We start from the raw sequence: 20634 nt of genomic DNA, 5'->3' as shown, positions 1-20634 counted from the left end.
AGCGGCGGCGGGCGCCGCCCCCGCGCGGCCGCTACGGCGCGGTCTTGTCCGGCCGCTCCGAGACGCGGATCGCGTTGACGATCGTCGCCCCGTCACGGGCCGCGAACCTGACGTTGAGCTGGCCGTCGGTGACCCGCACCGTGTACTGCCTGCTCACCGCCGTGTACGTGCCCGCTTCCAGGGCCAGGTCCAGGGCCGGGATGGCCAGCTGGCCCTCGACCAGCACGTCGAACACCCGCCGCCCCATGGCCATGTTCCGGATCTCGGCGAAGTCCAGCTCGACCGTGTAGACGCCGTTGGGCACGGCGTCGAAGCGGTACTCCAGCATCCGCTCGCGGGCGGTCCTGAACAGCGCCTGGTCCTCGGTGCCCTTGATCGTCTTGTTCGTGCTGTGGGTGGCGGAGGAGGTGGCGACGTAGCCGTGCGAGCCCGCGCTGTAGCGCCGGTCCGGCGTCCAGGCGTCACCGGCGGCGTCCGTGGACCCCCGGGTGGCGCCCACGTCCACCGCCACCTGGTGCCTCGGCACCACGACGGTCACCGTGATCTCGATCACCGGCTGCCGCCCGCTGGCCGACCTGACCAGGAGCTTCCCGGCCCGGGTCGAGCCCGGCTGCACGCCGTCGCTCGACACCGTCACCCTGAGCGTCGCCTTCTGGCCCGTGGCCAGGGTGCCCGAGGCCGGGGTGACGCCGAGCCAGCCGCCCGCCGGATCCGTGGTGATCGTGTACGGGGTCGGCGAGCCGAGGTTCGTCAGCTCCATCGTGCGCGTCCTGCTCTGGCCCTGCGGCATCACCACGGTCAGCTCGGCGGCCGAGGCGGCCACCCGCCCGGTCACCAGCGCCGTGTCGATCCGCTGCACCGTGGCCGGGGCCACCGTCACGGCCCGGGTGAACGTGCCGTAGTGCTCCTTGGACACCTCCACGTCGTAGTCGCCGGCCAGCACCTGGCCGTAGAAGGAGCCGTCGGCGCCGGTGGTGAACGTCGCCACGTCCCCGATCCGCACCGTCGCGCCGGGCAGCGGGTCGCCGTCGTTGGCGTCGGACACCACGCCCGTCACCAGGCCGTGCCTGCTCGCCGTGATGGTCACGCTCTGGCCGGCGGCCAGGGCGGGCTCCTCGTACAGGTAGAGCAGCGCGTCGTCGCCGGCGGCGTTCTCCACGCCGACGGTGCCGAACGCGCCCCGCTCCCGATCGGTCTCCATGTCCTTGTAGCGGAAGCCGATCGAGCCGTCCTCGCCCAGCAGGGCCGCGAACGACACGCGCAGGTTCTGGTCGGCGTAGAACTTCACGTCGCGCCACTCCACCACGAACCGCCTGTGCGGAGCCGTCCCGACCACGCCCGTGTACACGCCGCTCTCCGCGTCCACGATGAAGTCGTCCCAGAGCGGGTAGACGGCGTTGTTCGGGGTGCCCGTGCTCGGCAGGCGGCTGTTGCTCGGCGTGGTCAGCCGGGCCTCGGCGAAGGTGAGGAACCCGTTGGTGACGACCCAGGCCCGGCTCTGGCCGGTGCCGTAGAACGGGACGGGGAACGGCAGCGTCACCTGGACCGCCTCGTCGTCGCCGGTCAGCGCCAGCTTCTCGGTGCCCGCCACGTACGGCTCGGCGCCCGCGCGGCAGGTGTAGCCGAAGTTGTCACCCCGCAGCGGCAGCTCGACGTCCCTGGTCACGTCGCCGTCGACCGTCACGGACACGGTGGCGCCCGCGGAGCAGCGCGACACCGGGGTGACGACGAGCTCGTACTCGCCGTGCGGCAGCGTCAGCTCGTACCGGCCGGAGGCGTCGGTCACCGCGCTGAGCGGCGTGCCCGAGGCCGTCACCCGGGCGTCCCGTTCCGGCGCGCCCGCGGTGGTGACCGTGCCGGACACCGTGCCCGACTGGACCGCGGTCAGGGTCAGGTTCACGGTCGTGGTCTGGTCGCCGGTGACGGTCGCGGCCGCGGTGCCGCTCTCGTAGCCGAACTTCGCCGCCGTCACCTGGTACTCGCCGGGCAGCAGGCGGACGAACGAGAACGCGCCGTCGTCGCCCGTCACCAGCGTGCGGTCGGTCGGGCCGTCGATCGTGACCGTCACGCCGGCCACCGGCTGCCCGCCCGCGGTGACCGCGCCGGTCAGCCCGCCGAGGCTGTCCTGAGGCGTGGCCCGCACCGCGGCGTAGGCGTCGAGCCGGCCCTCGCCCCACACGTTGTTGTCGGCGGCCGTGCCGCCGCAGCTGGTGTCGGCGACGTCCACGGCCGTGCTGTCGAGCAGCGGCCGGGTGGCGGCGATGTCGCCGTGCAGCCCCGGCGAGGCCGACCACATGAGCGCGACCGTGGCCGCCACGTGCGGCGAGGCCATCGAGGTGCCGGTGCCGGCCGCGTAGCCGCCGGGCACCGAGGAGCGCACGCTCACGGCCGGGGCGGCGATGTTCGGCTTGATCTCGCCGTTCTCGCCCGCGCCCTTGCTGGAGTTCACGTACAGCGCGTTGTTCACGTCGAACCCGCCGGCGCTGTAGCTGATCTCGTACTGGCCGGGCGAGCCGCTGCTCTGGCAGGACGGGCCCTCGTTGCCGTTGGAGAACGCCGGGAAGATGCCCGCCGCGATCCACGCCTCGACCGTCTCCTTATACCAGGGGTCGAAGCCGTCGCCGCCCCAGGAGTTGTTGACGATGTCGGGGGCCAGGTCGGGGCGCGGGTTCTCGCCGTTCGCGTCGGTCGGCGCCAGCACCCACTGGCCGGAGGCCAGCAGCGAGGCGTCGGTGCAGGTGTTGACCTCACAGCCCTTGGCCGCGATCCAGCGCGCGCCCGGGGCCATGCCGATGCCGTTCGCGCCGACCATGGTGCCCATCGTGTGGGTGCCGTGGCCGTTGTTGTCGCACGGCACCGCCGTCGGGCAGACCCCCGCGGGGTCGAACCAGTTGTAGTCGTGGGTGACCGTGCCGTCCGGGTTCCTGCCCCGGTACGCGTCCCGCAGGTCGGGGTGGTCGAACTGGACGCCGGTGTCGATGTTGGCCACCACGATGCCCTCGCCGCGGTTGCCCAGCTCCTCCCACACGCGCGGGGCGTTGACCCGGTCGATGTTCCACTCGACCGCGTTCACCCGCGCCTCGGCCTTGGCCGGCTCCGGCTTGGGCAGCGTCAGCGTGCGGACCGGCTCGATCCGCTCCACCTCGGGCAGCCCGGCGATCTCCGCCGCCAGCTTCGAGCCGGCCGTCACCTTGACGGCGTTGACGATCCAGAACGGGGTGTACTCGGCGCGGTGCTGGTCCAGCAGCTTGCGCAGACCGGCCTGCGAGGCGTCGGCCTTCTCGGTCTTGGCCTCGTAGACCCGCTCGGCCTTGTCCTGCTTGCCGGTGGCCCGGCGGGCGCCGCTCAGGTCGGCGTCGTCCTTCATCCGCACCCAGAAGGTGGCCTTGTCCTCGCTGTCCAGCTGAGCCTGGACCGACTTGTTGATTTTGTCCGGAGGGGGCGCCGCTTGGGCCACTCCGTTCGGGACGATCATGGCTAATGCGGCGACGGCTCCTGTCAGGAGCGCGCGCCAGCGGGGGGTGTTGGGCACCGGCTCTCCTTCACACCAGCGGGAAAGAGCTGATCTTTACGGCTCTGTGGAGAAGAGTGAAGAGACCTTGTCGGGATTGCAAGAGAAAATCCTGACAATGCGCCGTATGTCACAAAATGTAATGTGGTCAGTCGAACTGCTGCCACCGATGCCAGGTCGCCGTCCAAGGCTGCCGCAGCCCCTGACACAGGAACACCGGCATGTCCTGCTCCTCGTTGTCCAGCCCCAGGCCGTTGTCGACCCTGGCACGCACCTCACAGGAGGAGTACTGCAGGTCGCGCCGCATCCTGCCGACGTTCACGATGATCGCCGGGTCCCCGTCGTCCGGCGGCGGCCCGTACTCCCAGAGCTGGTTGTGGCCGGAGTAGACCCGCGTCAGGCCGCCCTGCACGAGCGAGCCGTGCTCCCCGTAGTTGCCCGTGACCACGACGGCGCGCCGGCGCTCCTCCGGCGGCAGCGAGTCAAGGACCCCGGTGACGGCCGCGTTGAACGCCGGCCAGCCGATCGACTCGCGCGCCACCTCGTTGATCAGGGGCACCGGCGTGCTCGCCAGCATGGTCAGCGGCACCAGCGGCAGTGTGATCACCGCGTTGCCGAGCCCGTTGACCGCCAGTGACAGGCCCGCCGACTTGATCTTCTCCCGCCCCGCCGACTCCGCCGTCACGCAGCCCGCGGCGAACAGCAGCAGGACCAGCCCCGCCGTGTAGTCGAACCGGCCGCCGCTGATCACCGTCACCACCGCGGCCGCCGGATAGGCGACGGCCAGCGCCCGCACCCGCCGGTCACGCCACAGCCGCACGAACCCGAAGCCGGCGATCACCGCCACCACCGGCCCGAACAGCAGCAGCTGCATCGGCGTGAACAGCAGCCGCATCGTGTCGCCGTCGCCCTCGCTCAGCCCCGCCGCCATCTTCAGCTGCGGCCAGTCGTGGGTGAGCTGGTAGACGAAGTTCGGCAGCGCCAGCACGGCCGCGACCAGCGCCCCCGCCCACAGCCACTTGCTCGCCAGCAGCCGCCGCGGCCCCGCGGCCAGCAGCCCGGCCGCGAGCCCCAGCACCAGCATCACGATCAGAAGCTTGTTGTACGTGGCCGCGCCGATCACCGCGCCGGCCGCGAGCCACCAGCGTTCGTCGCGCAGCAGCGCCTTCAGCATGAACAGGATGGCCGCCGCCCAGATCGGCAGGTCGAAGCTCGCGGTGAGCAGCGTGTGCCCGGCGATCAGCGTGTAGGCGCCCGTCGCGGTGCCGGCCGCGGTCAGGGTCTGCGCCGCGCCGCCCCCGCCCAGCTCGCGGGCGATCAGCGCCGTCAGCACCACCAGCAGCGCCGCCGCCAGCGCGGGCAGCACCCGCAGCGCGGTCGGGGAGTCGCCGAACAGCGCCATGGACAGCCTGGCGGCCATCGGCGTGAACGGCGGCTGGTCCACGTACCCCCAGTCCGGATAGTCCGCGAGTGCCCGGAAGTACAGTTCGTCGCGGTGGTAGCCGTAGCGGGGGCTCAGTGCCAGCAGCAGCGTCACGAGGACCGCGGAGACGGCGGTGACCGGCCGCCACGCGAGGGGGCTGTCCATGACGATCCAACCTATGCGCCGTAGATCCTTCGTGCCACCTGCGCGTCGCGTTGCGCGATCTTGACAGCCCGGAGTAGCCTTGCCTCATGCGAACTCACGCCGAGCTTCAGTGGTGGCGCCGCTCCTAGGCGGCGCGAAGATTTCGCATACCCTCTGGCAGGCCGCCCCGGTTCGGCGGCCTTTGTCGTGTTCGCCCCGGGGCTCGTTGATCGAAGTGCGCGAAGGGGCAGCAGTGGAGACGAGCGGATATACCACCGCCAAGGGCATCGACGTCGAGCTCGAGGTGCGCGAGGTGTCCGAGGACGCGCTCGAAGAGATCGTGACGGCTCTGGGAGAGCGGCGCGGCGGCGCGTTCTCCTCGGGCATGGACTACCCCGGCCGTTACAGCCGATGGGCCTTCGGCTACGTCGACCCCTGCGTGGAGCTGGTCGCCAAGGGCCGCACCATCTCGGCCAGGGCGCTCAACGAGCGCGGCCGGGTCGTGCTGCCCGCCGTCGCCTCCTGCCTGCTCGCCGCGGGCAAGCCGGTCGGCGAGCCCACCGCCGACTTCGTGCAGGTGCACGTCCCGGAGTCGGAGGACCTGCTGCCGGAGGAGATGCGCAGCCGCCGGCCCACCGTCTTCACCGCCATCCGCGAGGTCATCGCGACCTTCAAGGGCGCCGACCCGCACCTCGGGCTCTACGGCGCGTTCGGCTACGACCTCGCCTTCCAGTTCGAGCCGATCAAGCACCGGCTCGACCGCCCCGCCGACCAGCGCGACCTCGTCCTCCACCTGCCCGACCGGCTCGTGGTCATCGACCGCCAGCGCGAGACCTGCTTCGAGCGCCGCTACGAGTTCACCGTCGACGGCCGGAGCACCCGCGGCCTGGAGCGCACCGGCGAGGCCCGCCCGCAGGTCGCCCCCGCCGAGGTGCCGCCCAACCCGCCCAGGGGCCAGTACTCAGAGGTCGTGGCCGCGGCCAAGGAGCGGTTCAAGCGCGGCGACCTGTTCGAGGTGGTGCCCGGCCAGGTCTTCCACGCCACCTGCGCCGACCCGTCCGGCTTCTACCGCGGGCTGCGCAAGAGCAACCCCGCCCCGTACGAGTTCATCATCAGCCTCGGCGAGGGCGAGCACCTCGTCGGCGCCTCGCCCGAGATGTACGTGCGCGTCAGCGGCGACCGGGTCGAGACCTGCCCGATCTCCGGCACCATCGCCCGCGGCGCCGACCCGGTCGGCGACGCCGAGGCCATCCGCACCCTCCTGACCAGCGTCAAGGAGGAGTCGGAGCTGACCATGTGCACCGACGTCGACCGCAACGACAAGTCGCGCATCTGTGTGCCCGGCACCGTCAAGGTCATCGGCCGCCGCCAGATCGAGCTCTACTCGCGGCTCATCCACACCGTCGACCACATCGAGGGCCGGCTGCGCCCCGAGTTCGACGCGCTGGACGCCTTCCTCACCCACATGTGGGCCGTCACCGTCACCGGCGCGCCCAAGACCTGGGCCATGCAGTTCATCGAGGACCACGAGGCCACCACCCGCCGCTGGTACGGCGGCGCCATCGGGTTCATCGGCTTCGACGGCTCCATGAACACCGGCCTCACCCTGCGCACCGCCCAGATCAAGGACGGCCTGGCCACCGTGCGGGCCGGCGCCACCCTGCTGTTCGACTCCGACCCCGAGGCCGAGGAGCGCGAGACCGAGCTGAAGGCCAGCGCCCTGCTCGGCGCGCTCGCCGCGGTCGGCGCGCCCGACACCGTGGCCGAGACCCCGGCCAGGGAGCAGCCGGGGCTGGGCATGAAGGTGCTGCTCGTCGACTACGAGGACTCCTTCGTCAACACGCTCGCCGACTACTTCCGCCAGGAGGGCGCCGACGTGGTGACGCTGCGCCACGGCTTCCCGACGGAGATGCTCGACGAGATCGGCCCCGACCTGGTGGTGCTCTCGCCCGGCCCCGGCTGGCCCGCCGACTTCGGCACGGCCGCGCTCATCGACCAGATCTACGCACGAGACCTGCCGGTGTTCGGCGTCTGCCTCGGCCTGCAGGCGATGGTCGAGCACGCCGGCGGCACGCTCGAACTGCTCGACTACCCCGAGCACGGCAAGCGCGGGCAGGTCTCCCGGCTCGGCGCCGGCGTGCTGCTCGACGGGCTGCCCGAGGAGTTCACCGCCGCCCGCTACCACTCGCTGCACGCCAAGCGGCCCGGCGTCGTCGGCTTCACCCCGACCGCGGTCACCCCCGACGGCAACGTCATGGCGATCGAGGACCCCGACCGGCGCCGCTTCGGCGTGCAGTTCCACCCGGAGTCGATCCTCACCGCCGAGGACGGCGCCGGGGCCAAGGTGATCAGGAACGTGCTGCGCCTGTGCCGCCGGTGAGTGGGTAAAACGTCCGCGGGCGCGTGCGGGGACCGCCTAGAGTCTCCCGCATGCTCCCCGTAGACCTGCCCGACACGGTGCGTGACGCCCTGCTCGCCCCGCTCGTCGACCACGCCTGCCACGGGGTGCGCCGCGACGAGCTGACCCGCGGGCGGTTCGAGCTGCTGCTCAACGAGGGCGGCAGCCCGGCCCCGCCCGGCACCACCCATTTCGACACCCCGCTCGGCGCGGCCGTGCGGCGCTGGTGCGCGCCCGTGCTCGGCCTGGAGCCGCACGCGCCGCCGCCCATCTACCTGTCCCGCCGCGCCGAGCTGGGCGCGGCCGAGGTCAACCGGCTCCTGCTGCGGGCGTCCGGCGTGTCGGCCTTCCTCGTCGACACCGGCCCCGAGGGCGCCGACCTGCTGACGGCGGCCGAGATGGGGTCCGGCGGCGAGGCCGCCGCCGGCGAGGTCGTCAGGATCGAGCAGATCGAGCAGGACGTCGCCGAGATGGCGGGCGTCGCCGTCGACTACCTCGACAGCCTCGGCGACGAGCTGTCCGCCCGCGCCGCCCGCGCGGTCGCTCTGAAGACCGTGGTGGCCGGTCTGTGCGGCCTCGGCCTCGACCCCGCGAGGCCCAGCCGGGGCGCGGTGCTCGCCGCCGCCAACCGGCGGCTCGCCGACCCCAAGCAGCCGCTCGCCGAGCCCGCGCTGGCCCGCCACCTGCTCTGGTCGGCCGCCGACGTGGCCAGGGAGCGCGGGCTGCCGCTGCAGATCCACGCCGGCCTCGGCGCCTGCGACGCCGGGCCGCACCTCGCCGACCCGGCCCTGCTCACCGGCTTCATCCGGGCGCTGCAGCCGGCCGGGGTGCCGGTCGTCCTGCTCACCTGCTATCCGTACCAGCGCCAGGCCGCCTATCTGGCGCACGCCTTCCCGCACGTGTACGTGGACGTCGGGCTCGCCCTGGCCCACACCGGCGCCGGGTCGCCCCGGGTGCTGGCCGAGCTGCTGGAGCTGGCCCCGTTCCACAAGCAGCTGTACGGGTCCGGCTGCCGCGAGCTGGCCGAGACGTGTCACCTGGGGGCGGTCTACTTCCGGCGCGCGCTCGGCGCGGCGCTGAAGGCCCGGCTGGACGCGGGGGAGTGGAGCGCCGCCGACGCCGCCAGGATCGCCCACATGATCGGCGCGGGGAACGCCCGCCGCGTCTACCGCCTGTGAGCCCGGCCCTCGCCTGTGGTTTGCTTGGATGCCGTCATCACCACTGAACCGACCGGGGGGTTCCCATGGGCAGCGCCGAACCTGAGATCACGTTCCGCGGCGACATGGACGTGGAGCTCGTCAAGTCCGCCGCGTCGGACGCCGACGTGCTCTGGGCGGCGCGGGTCTCCACGAAGGGGGAGAGCTCGCTCGCCGAGCTCGAAGCCGACCCCGAGCGGTCCAAGGGCCTCATCAACTTCCTCATGCGCGACAGGCACGGCACGCCGTTCGAGCACTCGTCCATGACCTTCTACGTCAGCGCGCCGATCTTCGTCTTCCGCGAGTTCATGCGGCACCGCACCTTCTCCTACAACGAGGAGTCGGGCCGATACCGTCAGCTCGTGCCGGTCTTCTACGTGCCCGGCCCCGACCGCAAGCTGGTGCAGGAAGGCAAGCCCGGCAAGTACGTGTTCCGCGAGGGCACCCCCGAGCAGCACAAGGTGGTGACCGAGGCGACGACGGAGAGCTACCGGCAGGCCTACCGCGCCTACCTGGAGATGCTGGAGGCCGGGGTCGCCCGCGAGGTAGCCCGGACCGTCCTGCCGGTCGGCCTCTACTCCTCGATGTACGCCACCTGCAACGCCCGCGCCCTGATGAACTTCCTCTCGCTCCGGGTGCGGCGCGACGACTCCGCCTTCCCGTCGTTCCCGCAGCGGGAGATCGAGATGGTGGCCGAGAAGATGGAGTCGCTGTGGGCCGGGCTGATGCCGCTGACGCACGCGGCGTTCGAGGCCAACGGCCGCGTCTGCCCCTGATCGAGCGGGTCAGGCCAGGGCGGGCATGACGTACACCTCCGCGCCCGGCGGCAGCGTGCAGTCGAGGCTGCCGAGGCCGCGGGCGTTCTCGCCGCACACGACCATGTTGATGTGGCGGCGGATCCGCCCGTACTCGTCCCTGATCCGCTCCTCCAGCAGCGGGTGGGTGCGGCGCAGCACGTCGAGCGCCGCGCCCAGGGTGGGCGGCGAGTCGCGGTCGGGCCCGACCGCGAACACCTTCACTTCCGTACGGCCGCTCACCCACCTGCGCAGGGCGGCGGGGAGCACGAACACGACCAGCATCACGGGACGGGCCATGGCTCAGAGCACCGCCGCCCGCACGGTCAGCACGTCAGGCAGGTGGGAGGCCACCAGCGACCAGCTCGCGCCGTCGTCGGCCGACCAGTAGACCTCGCCGCCGCGGGTGCCGAAGAACAGGCCCGCCTCCGTGGCGGCCATCGCGTCGCGCAGCACGCTCGCGTGCACCGGCCCCTCGGGCAGGCCGCGCTCCAGCGGCTCCCACGACCCGCCGGCGTCGGTGCTGCGGTAGACGCGGTAGCGGTGGCCGACCGGGGTGCGGTCCATGTCGGCGTGCAGCGGCAGCACGTACAGCGTGCCGGGGCGCGACGGGTGCGTGACGACGGGGAAGCCGAAGTCGGAGGGGAGCGCCGAACCGATGTCGTGCCAGGAGCCGCCGAAGTCGTCGCTGCGGTAGACGCCGAAGTGGTGCTGCAGGAACAGCCGGTCCGGCCGGCCCGCTTCCATCGCCACCTTGTGCACGCACTGGCCGAACTCCGGATACTGCTGACCTTCGGGCAGGAACGGGGCGCGGATGCCCTGGTTGGCCGCCTCCCACGACAGGCCGCCGTCGGTGGTGCGGTAGAAGCCGCCGGTGGAGATCGCCACGCCGAGCACGCGCGGGTCGGACGGGTGCGGGATGATCGTGTGCAGGCACAGCCCGCCGCCGCCCGGCTGCCAGCGCGGCCGGTGCGGGTGCTCCCACAGGCCTTCCACCAGGCTGAAGGTGACGCCGCCGTCTTCCGACCTGAACAGCGCGCCCGGCTCCACGCCGGCCCACACCACGCCGGGCTCCGACGGGGAGGGCGTGAGCTGCCAGACGCGGGTGAGCGTGGTCCCGGTCTTCTCGGGGAAGGCGATCGGCGGGCTCTCGGCCTCCCGCCAGGTCCCGCCGAGGTCGTCGGAGTACATGACCGAGGGGCCGAAGTGCCCGTACTCGATGCCGGCCAGCAGGCGGGGAGCCGCGCCCCCGGTGTCGATCGCCACGGAGTGGATCCCGACGGTGGAGAACGCGATCGGCTCGACGCGGAACGCGCCTGCGGCGGTGGAGCGGGCGAGGAACAGGCCCTTGCGGGTGCCGATCGCGAGCACTGCGTCTGTCATGGCATCGCTCCCATGGTCGCTATGCCGCCATCGTGCCACGCGGGTGACCGGCTCGCCGAGTACTGGGAGATTTGCCGCACGATTACCTGCCAGGTAATCGTGGCACTTCCCCCTTTGTCGCTAACGTATCGGGACATGGGAGCTGTAGCTGTACAAGAAGAGGCTTTTGGTGATCTGTTGCGATCGTGGCGGCAGCGGCGCCGGGTCAGCCAGCTCGACCTGGCGATCGAGGCGGACGTCTCCGCCCGGCACATCAGCTTCCTGGAGACCGGGCGCGCCCGGCCCAGCAGGGAGATGGTGATGAAGCTGGCGGAGGAGCTGGAGGTGCCGCTGCGGCACCGCAACAGGCTGCTGATCGCGGCCGGGTTCGCGCCGGTGTTCGCCGAGCGCGCGGTGCGCGCGCCCGAGATGCACGTCGTACGGCAGGCGCTCGACACGATCCTGGCCGGGCACGAGCCGTACCCGGCGCTGGTCGTGGACGCCGCCTGGAACCTGGTGGCGGCCAACCCGGCGGCCGGGATGTTCATGGCGGGGGTCCCGGCCGAGCTGCTGGAGGAACCGGTCAACGTGATGCGGCTGTCGCTGCACCCGGAGGCGATGGGCGGGCGGCTGCTGAACCTGGCCGAGGTCCGCGCCCACCTGCTGCACCGGCTGCGCAGGCAGGCCGAGATGTCCGGCGACGGGCGGCTGGCCGAGCTGCACGACGAGCTGGCCGCCTACCGGTATCCGGGGGTGGACCTGAACGTGGCGCACGTGCCCGGCCCCGGCGACATCCTCCTGCCGCTGCGGATCAGGCACGGCGACCGCGTGCTGTCCATGTTCACCACGATCGCGACCTTCGGCACGCCCGTGGAGGTGACGGTCTCCGAGCTGGCCATCGAGACGTTCTGGCCGGCCGACGACGAGACCGCGGCGGCGTTCCGCTGATCACCGCTCGCCGTGCACCACGTCCCGGTGGATGCGCGCCGGTGGCACCCCGTCGGCCTGCAGGTTGCGTACGGTCTCGGTGACCATGGAGGGCGGCCCGCACACGTACACCTCGTGCTCGGCCCAGGAGTGGAAGCGGCGGGTCACGTCCGGCAGGCGGCCGCGCATCCCCTCGTAGCCCGGCTCGTCCGACACCACGGGCAGCACCCGCAGCCACGGGAACGAGGACTCCAGCCGGATCAGGTCCTGAAGGTCGTACAGCTCGGCCGAGGTGCGCGCGCCGAACAGCAGGTGCATGGAAGGGCGGCAGCCGGAGGCGATCACCTGCTCGATGATCGCCTTCAGCGGTGCCAGCCCGGTGCCGCCGGCCACGAACAGCAGGTCCCGCGCGCCGCGCTCGGGCGGCGTCATGGTGCCCATCGGCGGCCCGAGCATGACCGTGTCGCCGATGCGCGTGTCGCGGACGAGCGTGGTGGACACCCAGCCGCCGGGCACCGCGCGCACGTGCAGCCGGAGCGCGTTGTCCGGGCGCGGCGCGTTCGCGATCGAGTACGTCCGCCACACTCTCGGCCAGCGTGAGGTCTGCACGTTGACGTACTGGCCCGGCGTGAACGGCAGCCGCTGGGTGGGGCGCAGGGTGAGGATCGCGATGTCGTCGTGAGGGCGTTCGTGGTCCAGCACCTCCGCCAGCCACCAGGCGGGGGAGACCCCGGCGTCGGCCTCGGCCGCCTCGATCATCAGATTGGCCGCGGCCGTGTACGCCGACACCCACGCGGCCTCGATCTCGGCGTTCCAGATGTCGGCGGCGAAGCGCCGGACGGTGGCGACCAGGGCGCTGCCGATGGCGGTGTAGTGCTCGGCGACCACTCCGTACTTGCGATGGTCCCTCCCCAGCTGGCCCAGGAACGAGCGCATGCTCTCCGGGCTGTCGACGCTCCACACGATGCGGGCCAGCGCGCTGAAGAGCCGGTCGCGCTGCACGTCCATGGCCGGCGGGAACATCCCGCGAAGGTGCGGGCTCTCCGCGAACAGCCTGCCGTAGAAGTAGGCGGCCGCCTTGTCGGCCACCGGCTCGATGATGGAGAAGCTCTCCTTGACCAGGCGCGGATTCAATGACATATACCCAACCCGTCCTATTGGCCGGAAAGTTATTCCGGTCGTGTCGTCCCACCTCCCTGGCGGCTCCGGGTGACGAGCGTCCGGTATGCCCCGGCGCATCCGATCGCTCGAAATCCAGTGTTACACCGCCTCTGTAACCTCACAACCGATTCACCCAATGAGGTGCACATCTGAACTTTCAGTAACGGTCACATTATTTTCCCCATCTTGCCGGGGCTGTATTTCGAGTATTGAACGCGAATAGGAGTTGCATTCGCCTTTCATAATGAAATTTCGGGATTTGGGCGGATTGCCGGGCGGTCCGCCCGTCCCGCCGCCCTGCTCCGGCTCACCCCGCCCGCCCCGCCGCGGGACCGGACGGCGGGCTCCAGACGGGCAGCCCCCAGGAGACTTGTGGGACAAGCGACATAACCGAAATGGTGTGCGCCATGATGGGGCATGTGCCTGCGCCCCAGGCCACCCCTGCACAACGCTCCCCTGGAGATCGCATGTCCCGACCGCTGATAGGCGTCACCGCCTACTTCGAAGCCGCCCGCTGGGATGACTACGTACGGGAGGCCGTGCTCTCCCCGCCCTCGTACGCCAGAGCGATCGAAAGGGCCGGCGGCGCGCCGGTCGTGCTGCCGCCGATCAACTCCCACGCCATCGCCGCCTACGTCAGCGGGCTGCGCGGCGTCGTGCTGACCGGCGGCACCGAGGTGGGCGCGGCCGCCTACGGCGACGAGCAGGACCCGCGCGCCCCCGAGCCGCAGCCGCACCGCGACCGGTTCGAGCTGGCCCTGGCCAGGGCCGCCGTGCAGGCCGACATCCCCGTCCTGGGCATCGCCCGCGGCATGCACGTGCTCAACGTGGCCCAGGGCGGCAGCCTCATCCCGTGGCTGCCCGAGATGCTGGAGAGCGAGCGGCACAACGAGCCGGGCGCCCCGCACCGCATCCAGGTGAGCGTGTCGAGCAAGCTCGGCAAGGCCGTCGGCGACCACGTGGAGGCCGTCGCCCCGCACACCCAGTCGGTGCGCCGGCTCGGCACCGGGCTGCTGGCCGTGGCCTGGGCGGACGACCAGATCGTGGAGGGCATCGAGCTGCAGGGCCACCGGTTCGGCGTGGGCGTGCAGTGGCACCCGGAGCGCGAGATGGGCGACGGCGGGAAGGGCAACGGCCTGTTCGATGCGCTCGTGGAGGCGGCCCGCTAGGCTTCGATCATGTCGCTGCATCCCCAGGCACGCGCGTACATCGCCGCCTACCCGTCTGACCTGGGCGTCGACCCGGCCACGCTCGATCTGGAGCGGATCCGGGAGATGCGCGCCGTCGACGGCCTCGCGGCCCAGCGCGGGCCGCTCACGCAGCTGCCCTCGGTCCGCGACGAGACGGCCGAGGGCGTGCCCATCCGCATCTACCGCGCCGACCGCGGCGACGAGCCGCTGCCCGTCGTCGTCTACTTCCACGGCGGCGGGTTCGTCTTCGGCAGCGTCAAGCGCAACGACGCACTCGGCCGCGACCTGGCCATCCGCACCGGCGCCGTGGTCGTCTCGGTCGACTACCGGCTCGCGCCCGAGCACCCGTTCCCGGCCGCCGCCGACGACGCCTGGACCGTCGTGCGCGACGTCTTCGCCCGGCCCGCCTTCTACCAGTGCGACGGCAAGGTGGCGGTGATCGGCGACAGCGCCGGCGGCAACCTCGCCGCGGTGGCGGCCTGGCAGGCCCGCGACGCCGGGCTCCGCATGGCCCACCAGGTGCTGGTCTACCCGATGCTCGACGCGCTGATGGACACCCCCAGCTACCGCGAGTTCGCCGAGGGCTACGGCCTGGACGCCGCCGAGTCGGCCTGGTTCCTGCGCCAGTACGCCGCCGGGGCCGACCCCGGCGACCCGCGCCTGTCGCCGCTGCGGCTGGCCTCATGCGCCGGGCTGCCCCCCGCCACCGTGGTGACCGCCGAGTACGACGTGCTGCGCGACGAGGGCGAACGCTACGCCGCCCGGCTCGCCGAGGAGGGCGTGCCGGTCGAGCTGCGCCGCTTCGACGGCGCGGTCCACAGCTTCTTCGCCCTGCCGCGGCTGTTCGACCAGGCGGCCGAGGCCCGCGAGTACATCGCCGCCCGGCTCAAGGAGTCGCTGTGACCTACGAGCGGCTCAAGACCGACACCCCCGCCGACGGCGTGCTGCGGATCACCATCAGCGAGCCGCGCAGGCTCAACGCCGTCGACCGCACCGGCCACCGCGAGCTGGCCGAGATCTGGCGCGACGCCGACCGCGACGACTCCGTCAGGGCCGTGGTCATCCGGGGCGAGGGCGAGGCGTTCTCCGCCGGCGGCGACCTGTCCATGATCGAGGAGATGACGCGCGACCACGACACCCGGCTGCGCGTCTTCGCCGAGGCCCGCGACATCGTCTACAACGTGCTCAACTGCGCCAAGCCCGTCGTCTCGGCGATCCAGGGGCCGGCCGTGGGCGCCGGGCTGGCCGTCGCCCTGCTCGCCGACATCTCGGTCGCGGGCCGCACCGCCCGCATCATCGACGGCCACACCCGGCTCGGCGTCGCCGCGGGCGACCACGCCGCCATCATCTGGCCGCTGCTGTGCGGCATGGCCAAGGCCAAGTACCACCTGCTGCTGTGCGAGCCCGTCACCGGCGAGCAGGCCGAGAAGATGGGCCTGGTCAGCCTCTGCGTCGACGACGACGCCGTGCACGACACCGCCATGGAGATCGCGGCCAAGCTCGCCGCGGGCTCGCAGGAGGCCATCAGGCTCACCAAGTACGCGCTCAACAACTGGCTGCGGATGGCCGGGCCCGCGTTCGACGCCTCGCTCGCCATGGAGTTCCTCGGTTTCACCGGCCCCGACGCCGCCGAGGGGCTCCGCGCGCTGCGCGAGAAGCGTCCGCCCCGCTTCACCTGAGGGGGGTTTCGGCGCCGTAGCCGGGGTAGTCGCCAAGGCATGGAACGCATGGCAGACCGCACGGCGAGCCTGTCGGCCGGGGCCGAGAACGCCGCCTCGGGGGACGAAGCAGCGGCCCGCCGCGGTCAGCGCCGGGTGGCGGTCAGAAACCGCGCGGGAGGCCGAGCACCTGCGTCGCGAGGTAGTTGAGCAGAAGCTCCTCGGTCACGGGTGCCACCCTCCCGATCCGGGCGTCGGCGAGCAGCCGGGCCACCGGATACTCCAGCGAGTACGCCATGCCGCCGTGCGTCTGGAAAGCGGCGTCGGCGGCCTCCCAGGCGGCCTGGGAGGCGGTCAGCTTGGCGATGTTGGCCTCGGTGCCGCACGGCAGGCGCCGGTCGAACGACCACGCCGCCTTGTAGATCATCAGCCGGGCCAGCTCGATCTTCGCCTTCACCTGGGCGAGCGGGAACGCCACCGCCTGGTTGGCGCCGATCGGCCGGCCGAACACCTCGCGCTCCTTGGCGTACTGCACGGCCACCCGCAGCGCCACCTCGGCGCCGCCCAGCGCGGAGGCCGCCAGCAGGACGCGCTCGGGGTTGAGTATGTCCCACAGCACCGCCGCGCCCTGGTCGACCTCGCCGACCACGTTCGCGGCCGGCACCCGCAGGTCGTCGATGAACACCATGTTGGACGGTGTCGTGTTGGCGCCCATCTTGGGGATCGGCTGGAACGACAGCCGCCTGGCGGCGACCGCCTCCGGCACGTTCACCAGGAACACCGTCAGCCCGTGGGACCGCGGCCTGGCCTCGGCCGCCGGGACCGTCCGGGTGACCAGCAGCATCCAGGCGGCCCGCTGCACGCCGGTGATCCAGATCTTCTGGCCGTTGATCACGAACTCGTCGCCTTCGCGGCGGGCCGACGTGGTGATCGCCAGCGAGTTGGAGCCCGCGTCGGGCTCGGTCAGCGCGAAGCACGTCTCCAGCTCGCCGGTGGCCAGCCGCGGCAGCAGCTCCTCCCGCTGCCGGTCGGTGCCGTGGCGGGTCAGGGTCAGCGCCCCGAAACCGGGCGTGAGCACGTACGTGAAGGCCGATCCGCCCGCCGCGCCGGACGCCGAGATCGTCTCGGTCGCCACCGCCAGCTCCAGCAGGCCCTGCCCGCCGCCGCCGAAGCGCTCGGGCACCGCCAGGCCCAGCCAGCCGCCCTTGCCGAGCTCTTCCCACACCTCCTGCGGCCAGCGCTTCTCGCTCTCGCACCGCTGCCAGTAGTCGAGGTCGTAGCGGGCGCAGATGTCGGCGATGCCACGCTGAACCGCGAGCGCGCTCTCCGGGAGAGTGAAATCCATCAGTCCATGGTAGAAGAAAGCTCTGTTCGCGGGCGAGGCCTGCGCGCGTGGAAGACGAACGCCGGAGGGGCGTTGCGCCACACCGTCCGCCCGGCCACCACTTCCTCGAACCGCTCGGCCAGCAGCGTCCGGAAGCGCCGCGCCCGGCTCAGCGGGATCGCGTGCACGTACGAGAAGGTGGTGAACGCGCCCGCGTGGCTCATCACCGACGTCACCGCGCCCATCAGCGTCAGCTGCAGCCCTTTCGGGAACGCCGCCCACGGCAGCCCGCTGACCACCACGTCCGCCTGCCCCAGGTTGCGCTCGGCCAGCAGCGCGGACAGCTTGGCGGCGTCGCCGTTCACCACGTCCACGGCGGGGAAGCGCTCGGCCAGCAGCGCGGCCATCGTCTCGTTGAGCTCCACCGCCAGATGATGGCCGCGACCGCCCAGCCTGCGCTGGATCTCGGCGGTGAACGGGCCCGTGCCCGGCCCCAGCTCCACCACGGTCGGCTCGCCGCGCTCGGGCACCGGCGCGCACACCGCCGCGGCCAGCCGCTGCGAACTGGGCACCAGCGCCCCTATCGTGGCGGGCGAACGCAGGAACTGGCGCAGAAGCAGCGTGGTGTCGTTGGACATGACTCAAAGGTAAGGGTCCGGATCCCATGCGCGTCTCCGCCGGGGGGACGAAGAATCGGCCACTTGGAGGAGGAGGCATCCTCCGCCGGGAGGACTGTCCGGAAGGCCCCGCTCGATACCTTGGGTGCCATGAGCTGGCGTTGGCGCGGTGTGCCGTTCGACCTGCTCCTCGCCGCCGCGGGCGTCAGCCTGGACCTGCTGATGTCCGGTCAGGCGCGGCTCGGGGAGCTCGCACCGCAGTACACGATCGTCCCCCTGGCGCTGCTGGTCGGCGTCCCCCTCGGGCTGGTGCGGCGCCGGCCGCTCGTGGCCGCGCTGTGGCTCGCGGGCGCCCTCGTCCTCACCGACCAGATGGGGGCCTACAGCTCCAACACCGCCCAGATGCTGCTGCTGGTCGCCGTCGGGCTCACCGCCTACCGGGAGCGCTGGCGCTCCATCGCGGTGGCCATGGCCGCGGCGGGCGTCGCCACCGCCGTCAACCTGGTCGACCCCGGTGCCCCCTTCTCGCTCAGGACCGGGCTCTACTGCGCGGGCGTCGCGATCTTCCCCGCGGTGGTCGGCGGCTACCTGCGCGGCCCGGTGGGCGAGCTGGAGCACCGCGACGTCACCCCCGACGTGCTGCTCGCCGCCGGCGGCCTGGCCTACACCATGCTGAGCACCTGGACGAGCTGGCACTCGGGGCCCCAGCCGGCCTGGATGACGGGCGTGCTCGCGGTCGCCGCCGGGCTGGCGCTCGGCGTGGCCAGGCGCATGCCGGGGCTCGTCTTCCTGTTCCACTGCATCCTGGTCGTCCTCGCCGACACCTACCTCCCCCAGGTGGTCAACACCAGTCTGGTGCTGCTCCTCATCGCCCTCGGCGTGTTCGCCATGCGGGTCGCCTCCTGGGGGTGGACGGCCGCCGCCTACCTGGCGACCTGCCTGCTGGCCGGGGTCGCCGTCGTCGGCCCGGACACCGAGACCACGTTCTTCCGCGCCGCCGTCGTGTGCGCGCTCGTCCTCACCCCGGTCGCGATCGGCCGCTACCTCGGGGTCAAGCAGGCCGCCGCCGCGGCCGAGCGGCTGCGGGTGCGCGAGTCCACCCGGCTCACCGTCGCCCAGATGCGCGCCGACCAGCTCGCCGAGCGCGAGCGCATCGCCCGCGACGTGCACGACATCGTCGCCCACCACGTCGGCGCGATGGTGCTGCGGGCCGGCGCCGCCCGCTACACCGCCCCCGACGGCCCGGTCGCCGACGCGCTCACCGACATCCGCGAGACCGGCCACCAGGTGCTGGAGGACCTGCGCGGCCTGATCGACCTCTTACGCGACCCCGACCGGCAGCCCGGCCTGCTCGCCGACCCCAACGACGTGATCCGCGAGTCCGCCGAGCGGATGACGGCCGCCGGCCTCGCGGTGGATCTCGAACTCGACCGGGGCACCGACCACGCCCCGCTCGTCGCCCGCGCCTCCGCCGCGCGCATCGTCCAGGAAGGCCTCACGAACGTGCTCAAACACGCCGGACCCGGCACCGAGGTCCGCGTCCGGGTCAGCGCCGACCGCCACGGCGTCGGCGTCGAGATCCACAACGGCCGCCCGCCCACCACGATCGAGCGCCTGCCCTCCTCCGGGCGCGGGCTGGCGGGCATGCGGGAGCGGGTCCGCGCCCTCGGCGGCACCCTCAGCGCCGGTCCCGACGAGGACGGCGGCTGGCTGCTCGCCGCCAGCCTGCCCGCGGCCAGGAGCGTCTCGTGATCCGTGTCCTGGTCGCCGACGACCAGGTGCTCGTCCGGGCGGGCGTGCGGATGCTGCTGGAGGCCGACGGCGACATGGAGGTGGTCGCCGAGGCCGACGACGGCGCCGAGGCCGTCCGGCTGGCCGAGCGCCACCTGCCCGACGTCATCCTCATGGACCTGCGCATGCCCAGGGTCGACGGCCTGGAGGCGATCAAGCGGGTGCTCGCCGCCCGCCCGGCCAGCCGCATCGTGGTGCTCACCACCTTCGCCGAGGACGCCAACGTGCACGCCGCGCTCCGCGCCGGCGCCGTCGGCTTCCTGGTCAAGGACGACGAGCCGGCGCGCATGGTCGACGCCGTCCGCCGCGCCCACGCAGGCGAGCAGCTCCTCGCCCCGTCGGTGCTGCGCCGCGTCGTCGAGCGCTTCCTGGCCGCCGGGGAGCAGTCCGCCGGGGCCGCCCCGCGCGGGCTCACCGAGCGCGAGGTCGAGGTGCTCGCCCTGGTCGGCACCGGCCTGTCCAACGCCGAGATCGCCGAGGAGCTGCACGTCGGCGTCACCACCGTCAAGACCCACGTCGCCTCCGCGATGGAGAAGCTCGGCCTGCGCAACCGCATCCAGGCCGCCGTGGTCGCGCACCGCAGCGGCCTCGTCGACGCGTCCTTCCGCCCCGTACGTCCGCCGCGCGGCGGAGGGCAGGATAGCCCGGCAGGCTGACGACCGCCGGCGGGCCCGGCGCGCATCCTTGGTCCTCGATCGAAAGGACTGCGGACATGTCAGAAACGGATCTCTTCCAGCGCCCGCCCGCCTCGGCCCCCGTCAAGCCGGTCAACGCCGGTCTGCTGTACGCGCTGCGGCTGACGATCATCGCCCAGGCGGCGGGCCTCGTCGTGGCGGGCTCGCTCGCCGGACAGTCGGTCGCCACCGACGGGGCGATGGCCGAGCCCCACGTGATGGCCGGGATGCTCGTCCACCTCGTCGGGCTCCTGCAGATCGTCTTCGCCGTGCTCGTGTGGCGGCCGGGCCGCGGCGCCGGCTGGCCCGCCCTGGCCAGCCTCGCGCTGTTCGTCGCGGGGATGGGCCAGCACTTCACCTGGGAGATGCTCGGCGCCCACCTGCCCAACGGGATCGTCATGTCCGGGCTCGCCACCGCGCTGCTCATCTGGTCGTGGTCGCCGGGAGCGTCCCGCCGCCGCTAA

At 72.4% G+C, this 20634-nt stretch carries 17 protein-coding genes; 10 read left to right on the top strand and 7 right to left on the bottom strand.

The window, feature by feature from the left end:
• Window positions 1–31: 31 nt before the first annotated feature.
• Both FR742_RS17795 and FR742_RS17790 read right to left on the bottom strand, forming a co-directional pair.
• Complete coding sequence (locus FR742_RS17795) at window positions 32–3532, bottom strand: S8 family serine peptidase (RefSeq protein WP_187281193.1); 3501 nt, start codon at window positions 3530–3532, stop codon at window positions 32–34.
• A 127-nt stretch (window positions 3533–3659) separates the two neighbouring features.
• Window positions 3660–5099, bottom strand: a complete 1440-nt coding sequence (locus tag FR742_RS17790; RefSeq protein ID WP_148031984.1) for a glycosyltransferase family 39 protein — start codon at window positions 5097–5099, stop codon at window positions 3660–3662.
• Window positions 5100–5331: 232 nt separating this feature from the next.
• Between FR742_RS17790 and FR742_RS17785 the strand changes: the two genes are divergently transcribed.
• The 3 genes from FR742_RS17785 (at window position 5332) to thyX (ending at window position 9448) form a co-directional block, all read left to right on the top strand.
• Entirely contained in the window at window positions 5332–7458 is a 2127-nt protein-coding gene (locus FR742_RS17785; RefSeq protein WP_148031983.1) for an anthranilate synthase component I, read from the top strand.
• A 50-nt stretch (window positions 7459–7508) separates the two neighbouring features.
• Complete coding sequence (locus tag FR742_RS17780; RefSeq protein ID WP_148031982.1) at window positions 7509–8654, top strand: amidohydrolase family protein; 1146 nt, start codon at window positions 7509–7511, stop codon at window positions 8652–8654.
• Between the two features lie 65 nt (window positions 8655–8719).
• Window positions 8720–9448, top strand: a complete 729-nt coding sequence (gene thyX, locus FR742_RS17775) for an FAD-dependent thymidylate synthase (RefSeq protein WP_148031981.1) — start codon at window positions 8720–8722, stop codon at window positions 9446–9448.
• A gap of 9 nt (window positions 9449–9457) precedes the next feature.
• Here thyX and FR742_RS17770 read toward each other — a convergent pair whose 3' ends face one another.
• Complete coding sequence (locus FR742_RS17770) at window positions 9458–9766, bottom strand: MoaD/ThiS family protein (RefSeq protein WP_148031980.1); 309 nt, start codon at window positions 9764–9766, stop codon at window positions 9458–9460.
• Between the two features lie 3 nt (window positions 9767–9769).
• Window positions 9770–10849 carry a sialidase family protein gene (locus tag FR742_RS17765; RefSeq protein WP_148031979.1) on the bottom strand — a complete coding sequence of 360 codons (1080 nt, stop codon included), beginning with the start codon at window positions 10847–10849 and terminating at the stop codon, window positions 9770–9772.
• Between the two features lie 135 nt (window positions 10850–10984).
• Here FR742_RS17765 and FR742_RS17760 point away from each other — a divergent pair, with 135 nt between their 5' ends.
• Window positions 10985–11776, top strand: a complete 792-nt coding sequence (locus FR742_RS17760) for a helix-turn-helix domain-containing protein (RefSeq protein WP_187281192.1) — start codon at window positions 10985–10987, stop codon at window positions 11774–11776.
• On the opposite strand, the gene FR742_RS17755 is transcribed toward FR742_RS17760, so the two are convergent.
• Window positions 11777–12895, bottom strand: a complete 1119-nt coding sequence (locus FR742_RS17755) for an FAD-binding oxidoreductase (RefSeq protein ID WP_148031977.1) — start codon at window positions 12893–12895, stop codon at window positions 11777–11779.
• Window positions 12896–13383: 488 nt separating this feature from the next.
• Between FR742_RS17755 and FR742_RS17750 the strand changes: the two genes are divergently transcribed.
• The 3 genes from FR742_RS17750 to FR742_RS17740 are packed head-to-tail and all read left to right on the top strand — an operon-like array spanning window position 13384 to window position 15785.
• Window positions 13384–14085, top strand: coding sequence for a gamma-glutamyl-gamma-aminobutyrate hydrolase family protein (locus FR742_RS17750; protein WP_148031976.1), 702 nt, complete (start codon window positions 13384–13386; stop codon window positions 14083–14085).
• 9 nt (window positions 14086–14094) lie between these two features.
• On the top strand, window positions 14095–15009 hold the full coding sequence (locus FR742_RS17745; protein WP_148031975.1) for an alpha/beta hydrolase: 915 nt from the start codon (window positions 14095–14097) through the stop codon (window positions 15007–15009).
• A complete protein-coding gene (locus FR742_RS17740) occupies window positions 15006–15785 on the top strand; it encodes an enoyl-CoA hydratase/isomerase family protein (RefSeq protein ID WP_148031974.1) in 780 nt (259 codons plus the stop codon). The genes FR742_RS17745 and FR742_RS17740 overlap by 4 nt, the downstream gene beginning before the upstream one ends.
• Before the next feature lie 142 nt (window positions 15786–15927).
• On the opposite strand, the gene FR742_RS17735 is transcribed toward FR742_RS17740, so the two are convergent.
• Both FR742_RS17735 and FR742_RS17730 read right to left on the bottom strand, forming a co-directional pair.
• Complete coding sequence (locus FR742_RS17735) at window positions 15928–17109, bottom strand: acyl-CoA dehydrogenase family protein (RefSeq protein ID WP_148031973.1); 1182 nt, start codon at window positions 17107–17109, stop codon at window positions 15928–15930.
• Window positions 17109–17726 carry a class I SAM-dependent methyltransferase gene (locus FR742_RS17730; protein WP_148031972.1) on the bottom strand — a complete coding sequence of 206 codons (618 nt, stop codon included), beginning with the start codon at window positions 17724–17726 and terminating at the stop codon, window positions 17109–17111. The genes FR742_RS17735 and FR742_RS17730 overlap by 1 nt, the downstream gene beginning before the upstream one ends.
• A gap of 129 nt (window positions 17727–17855) precedes the next feature.
• Here FR742_RS17730 and FR742_RS17725 point away from each other — a divergent pair, with 129 nt between their 5' ends.
• Genes FR742_RS17725 through FR742_RS17715 form a run of 3 tightly spaced genes read left to right on the top strand, consistent with a single transcriptional unit; the run spans window position 17856 to window position 20634 of the window.
• Window positions 17856–19457, top strand: a complete 1602-nt coding sequence (locus FR742_RS17725; RefSeq protein WP_261808590.1) for a histidine kinase — start codon at window positions 17856–17858, stop codon at window positions 19455–19457.
• Complete coding sequence (locus FR742_RS17720) at window positions 19454–20152, top strand: response regulator transcription factor (RefSeq protein WP_148031971.1); 699 nt, start codon at window positions 19454–19456, stop codon at window positions 20150–20152. Before FR742_RS17725 ends, FR742_RS17720 begins: the two co-directional genes overlap by 4 nt.
• Before the next feature lie 56 nt (window positions 20153–20208).
• Entirely contained in the window at window positions 20209–20634 is a 426-nt protein-coding gene (locus FR742_RS17715) for a hypothetical protein (RefSeq protein WP_148031970.1), read from the top strand.

Source organism: Nonomuraea sp. C10 (assembly GCF_008017515.1).
Lineage (GTDB): Bacteria > Actinomycetota > Actinomycetes > Streptosporangiales > Streptosporangiaceae > Nonomuraea > Nonomuraea ferruginea.
The sequence above is the reverse complement of the archived record's forward strand: the minus strand, read 5'-3'. Positions and strand labels throughout refer to the sequence as shown.

Excerpts from the sequence above, each read along its gene's own strand:
- FR742_RS17790 (WP_148031984.1), bottom strand. The coding sequence starts at position 5,099 with ATGGACAGCCCCCTCGCGTGGCGGCCGGTCACCGCCGTCTCCGCGGTC.
- FR742_RS17780 (WP_148031982.1), top strand. The coding sequence starts at position 7,509 with ATGCTCCCCGTAGACCTGCCCGACACGGTGCGTGACGCCCTGCTCGCC.
- thyX (WP_148031981.1), top strand. The coding sequence starts at position 8,720 with ATGGGCAGCGCCGAACCTGAGATCACGTTCCGCGGCGACATGGACGTG.
- FR742_RS17770 (WP_148031980.1), bottom strand. The coding sequence starts at position 9,766 with ATGGCCCGTCCCGTGATGCTGGTCGTGTTCGTGCTCCCCGCCGCCCTG.
- FR742_RS17765 (WP_148031979.1), bottom strand. The coding sequence starts at position 10,849 with ATGACAGACGCAGTGCTCGCGATCGGCACCCGCAAGGGCCTGTTCCTC.
- FR742_RS17760 (WP_187281192.1), top strand. The coding sequence starts at position 10,985 with ATGGGAGCTGTAGCTGTACAAGAAGAGGCTTTTGGTGATCTGTTGCGA.
- FR742_RS17755 (WP_148031977.1), bottom strand. The coding sequence starts at position 12,895 with ATGTCATTGAATCCGCGCCTGGTCAAGGAGAGCTTCTCCATCATCGAG.
- FR742_RS17750 (WP_148031976.1), top strand. The coding sequence starts at position 13,384 with ATGTCCCGACCGCTGATAGGCGTCACCGCCTACTTCGAAGCCGCCCGC.
- FR742_RS17745 (WP_148031975.1), top strand. The coding sequence starts at position 14,095 with ATGTCGCTGCATCCCCAGGCACGCGCGTACATCGCCGCCTACCCGTCT.
- FR742_RS17735 (WP_148031973.1), bottom strand. The coding sequence starts at position 17,109 with ATGGATTTCACTCTCCCGGAGAGCGCGCTCGCGGTTCAGCGTGGCATC.
- FR742_RS17730 (WP_148031972.1), bottom strand. The coding sequence starts at position 17,726 with ATGTCCAACGACACCACGCTGCTTCTGCGCCAGTTCCTGCGTTCGCCC.
- FR742_RS17725 (WP_261808590.1), top strand. The coding sequence starts at position 17,856 with ATGAGCTGGCGTTGGCGCGGTGTGCCGTTCGACCTGCTCCTCGCCGCC.
- FR742_RS17715 (WP_148031970.1), top strand. The coding sequence starts at position 20,209 with ATGTCAGAAACGGATCTCTTCCAGCGCCCGCCCGCCTCGGCCCCCGTC.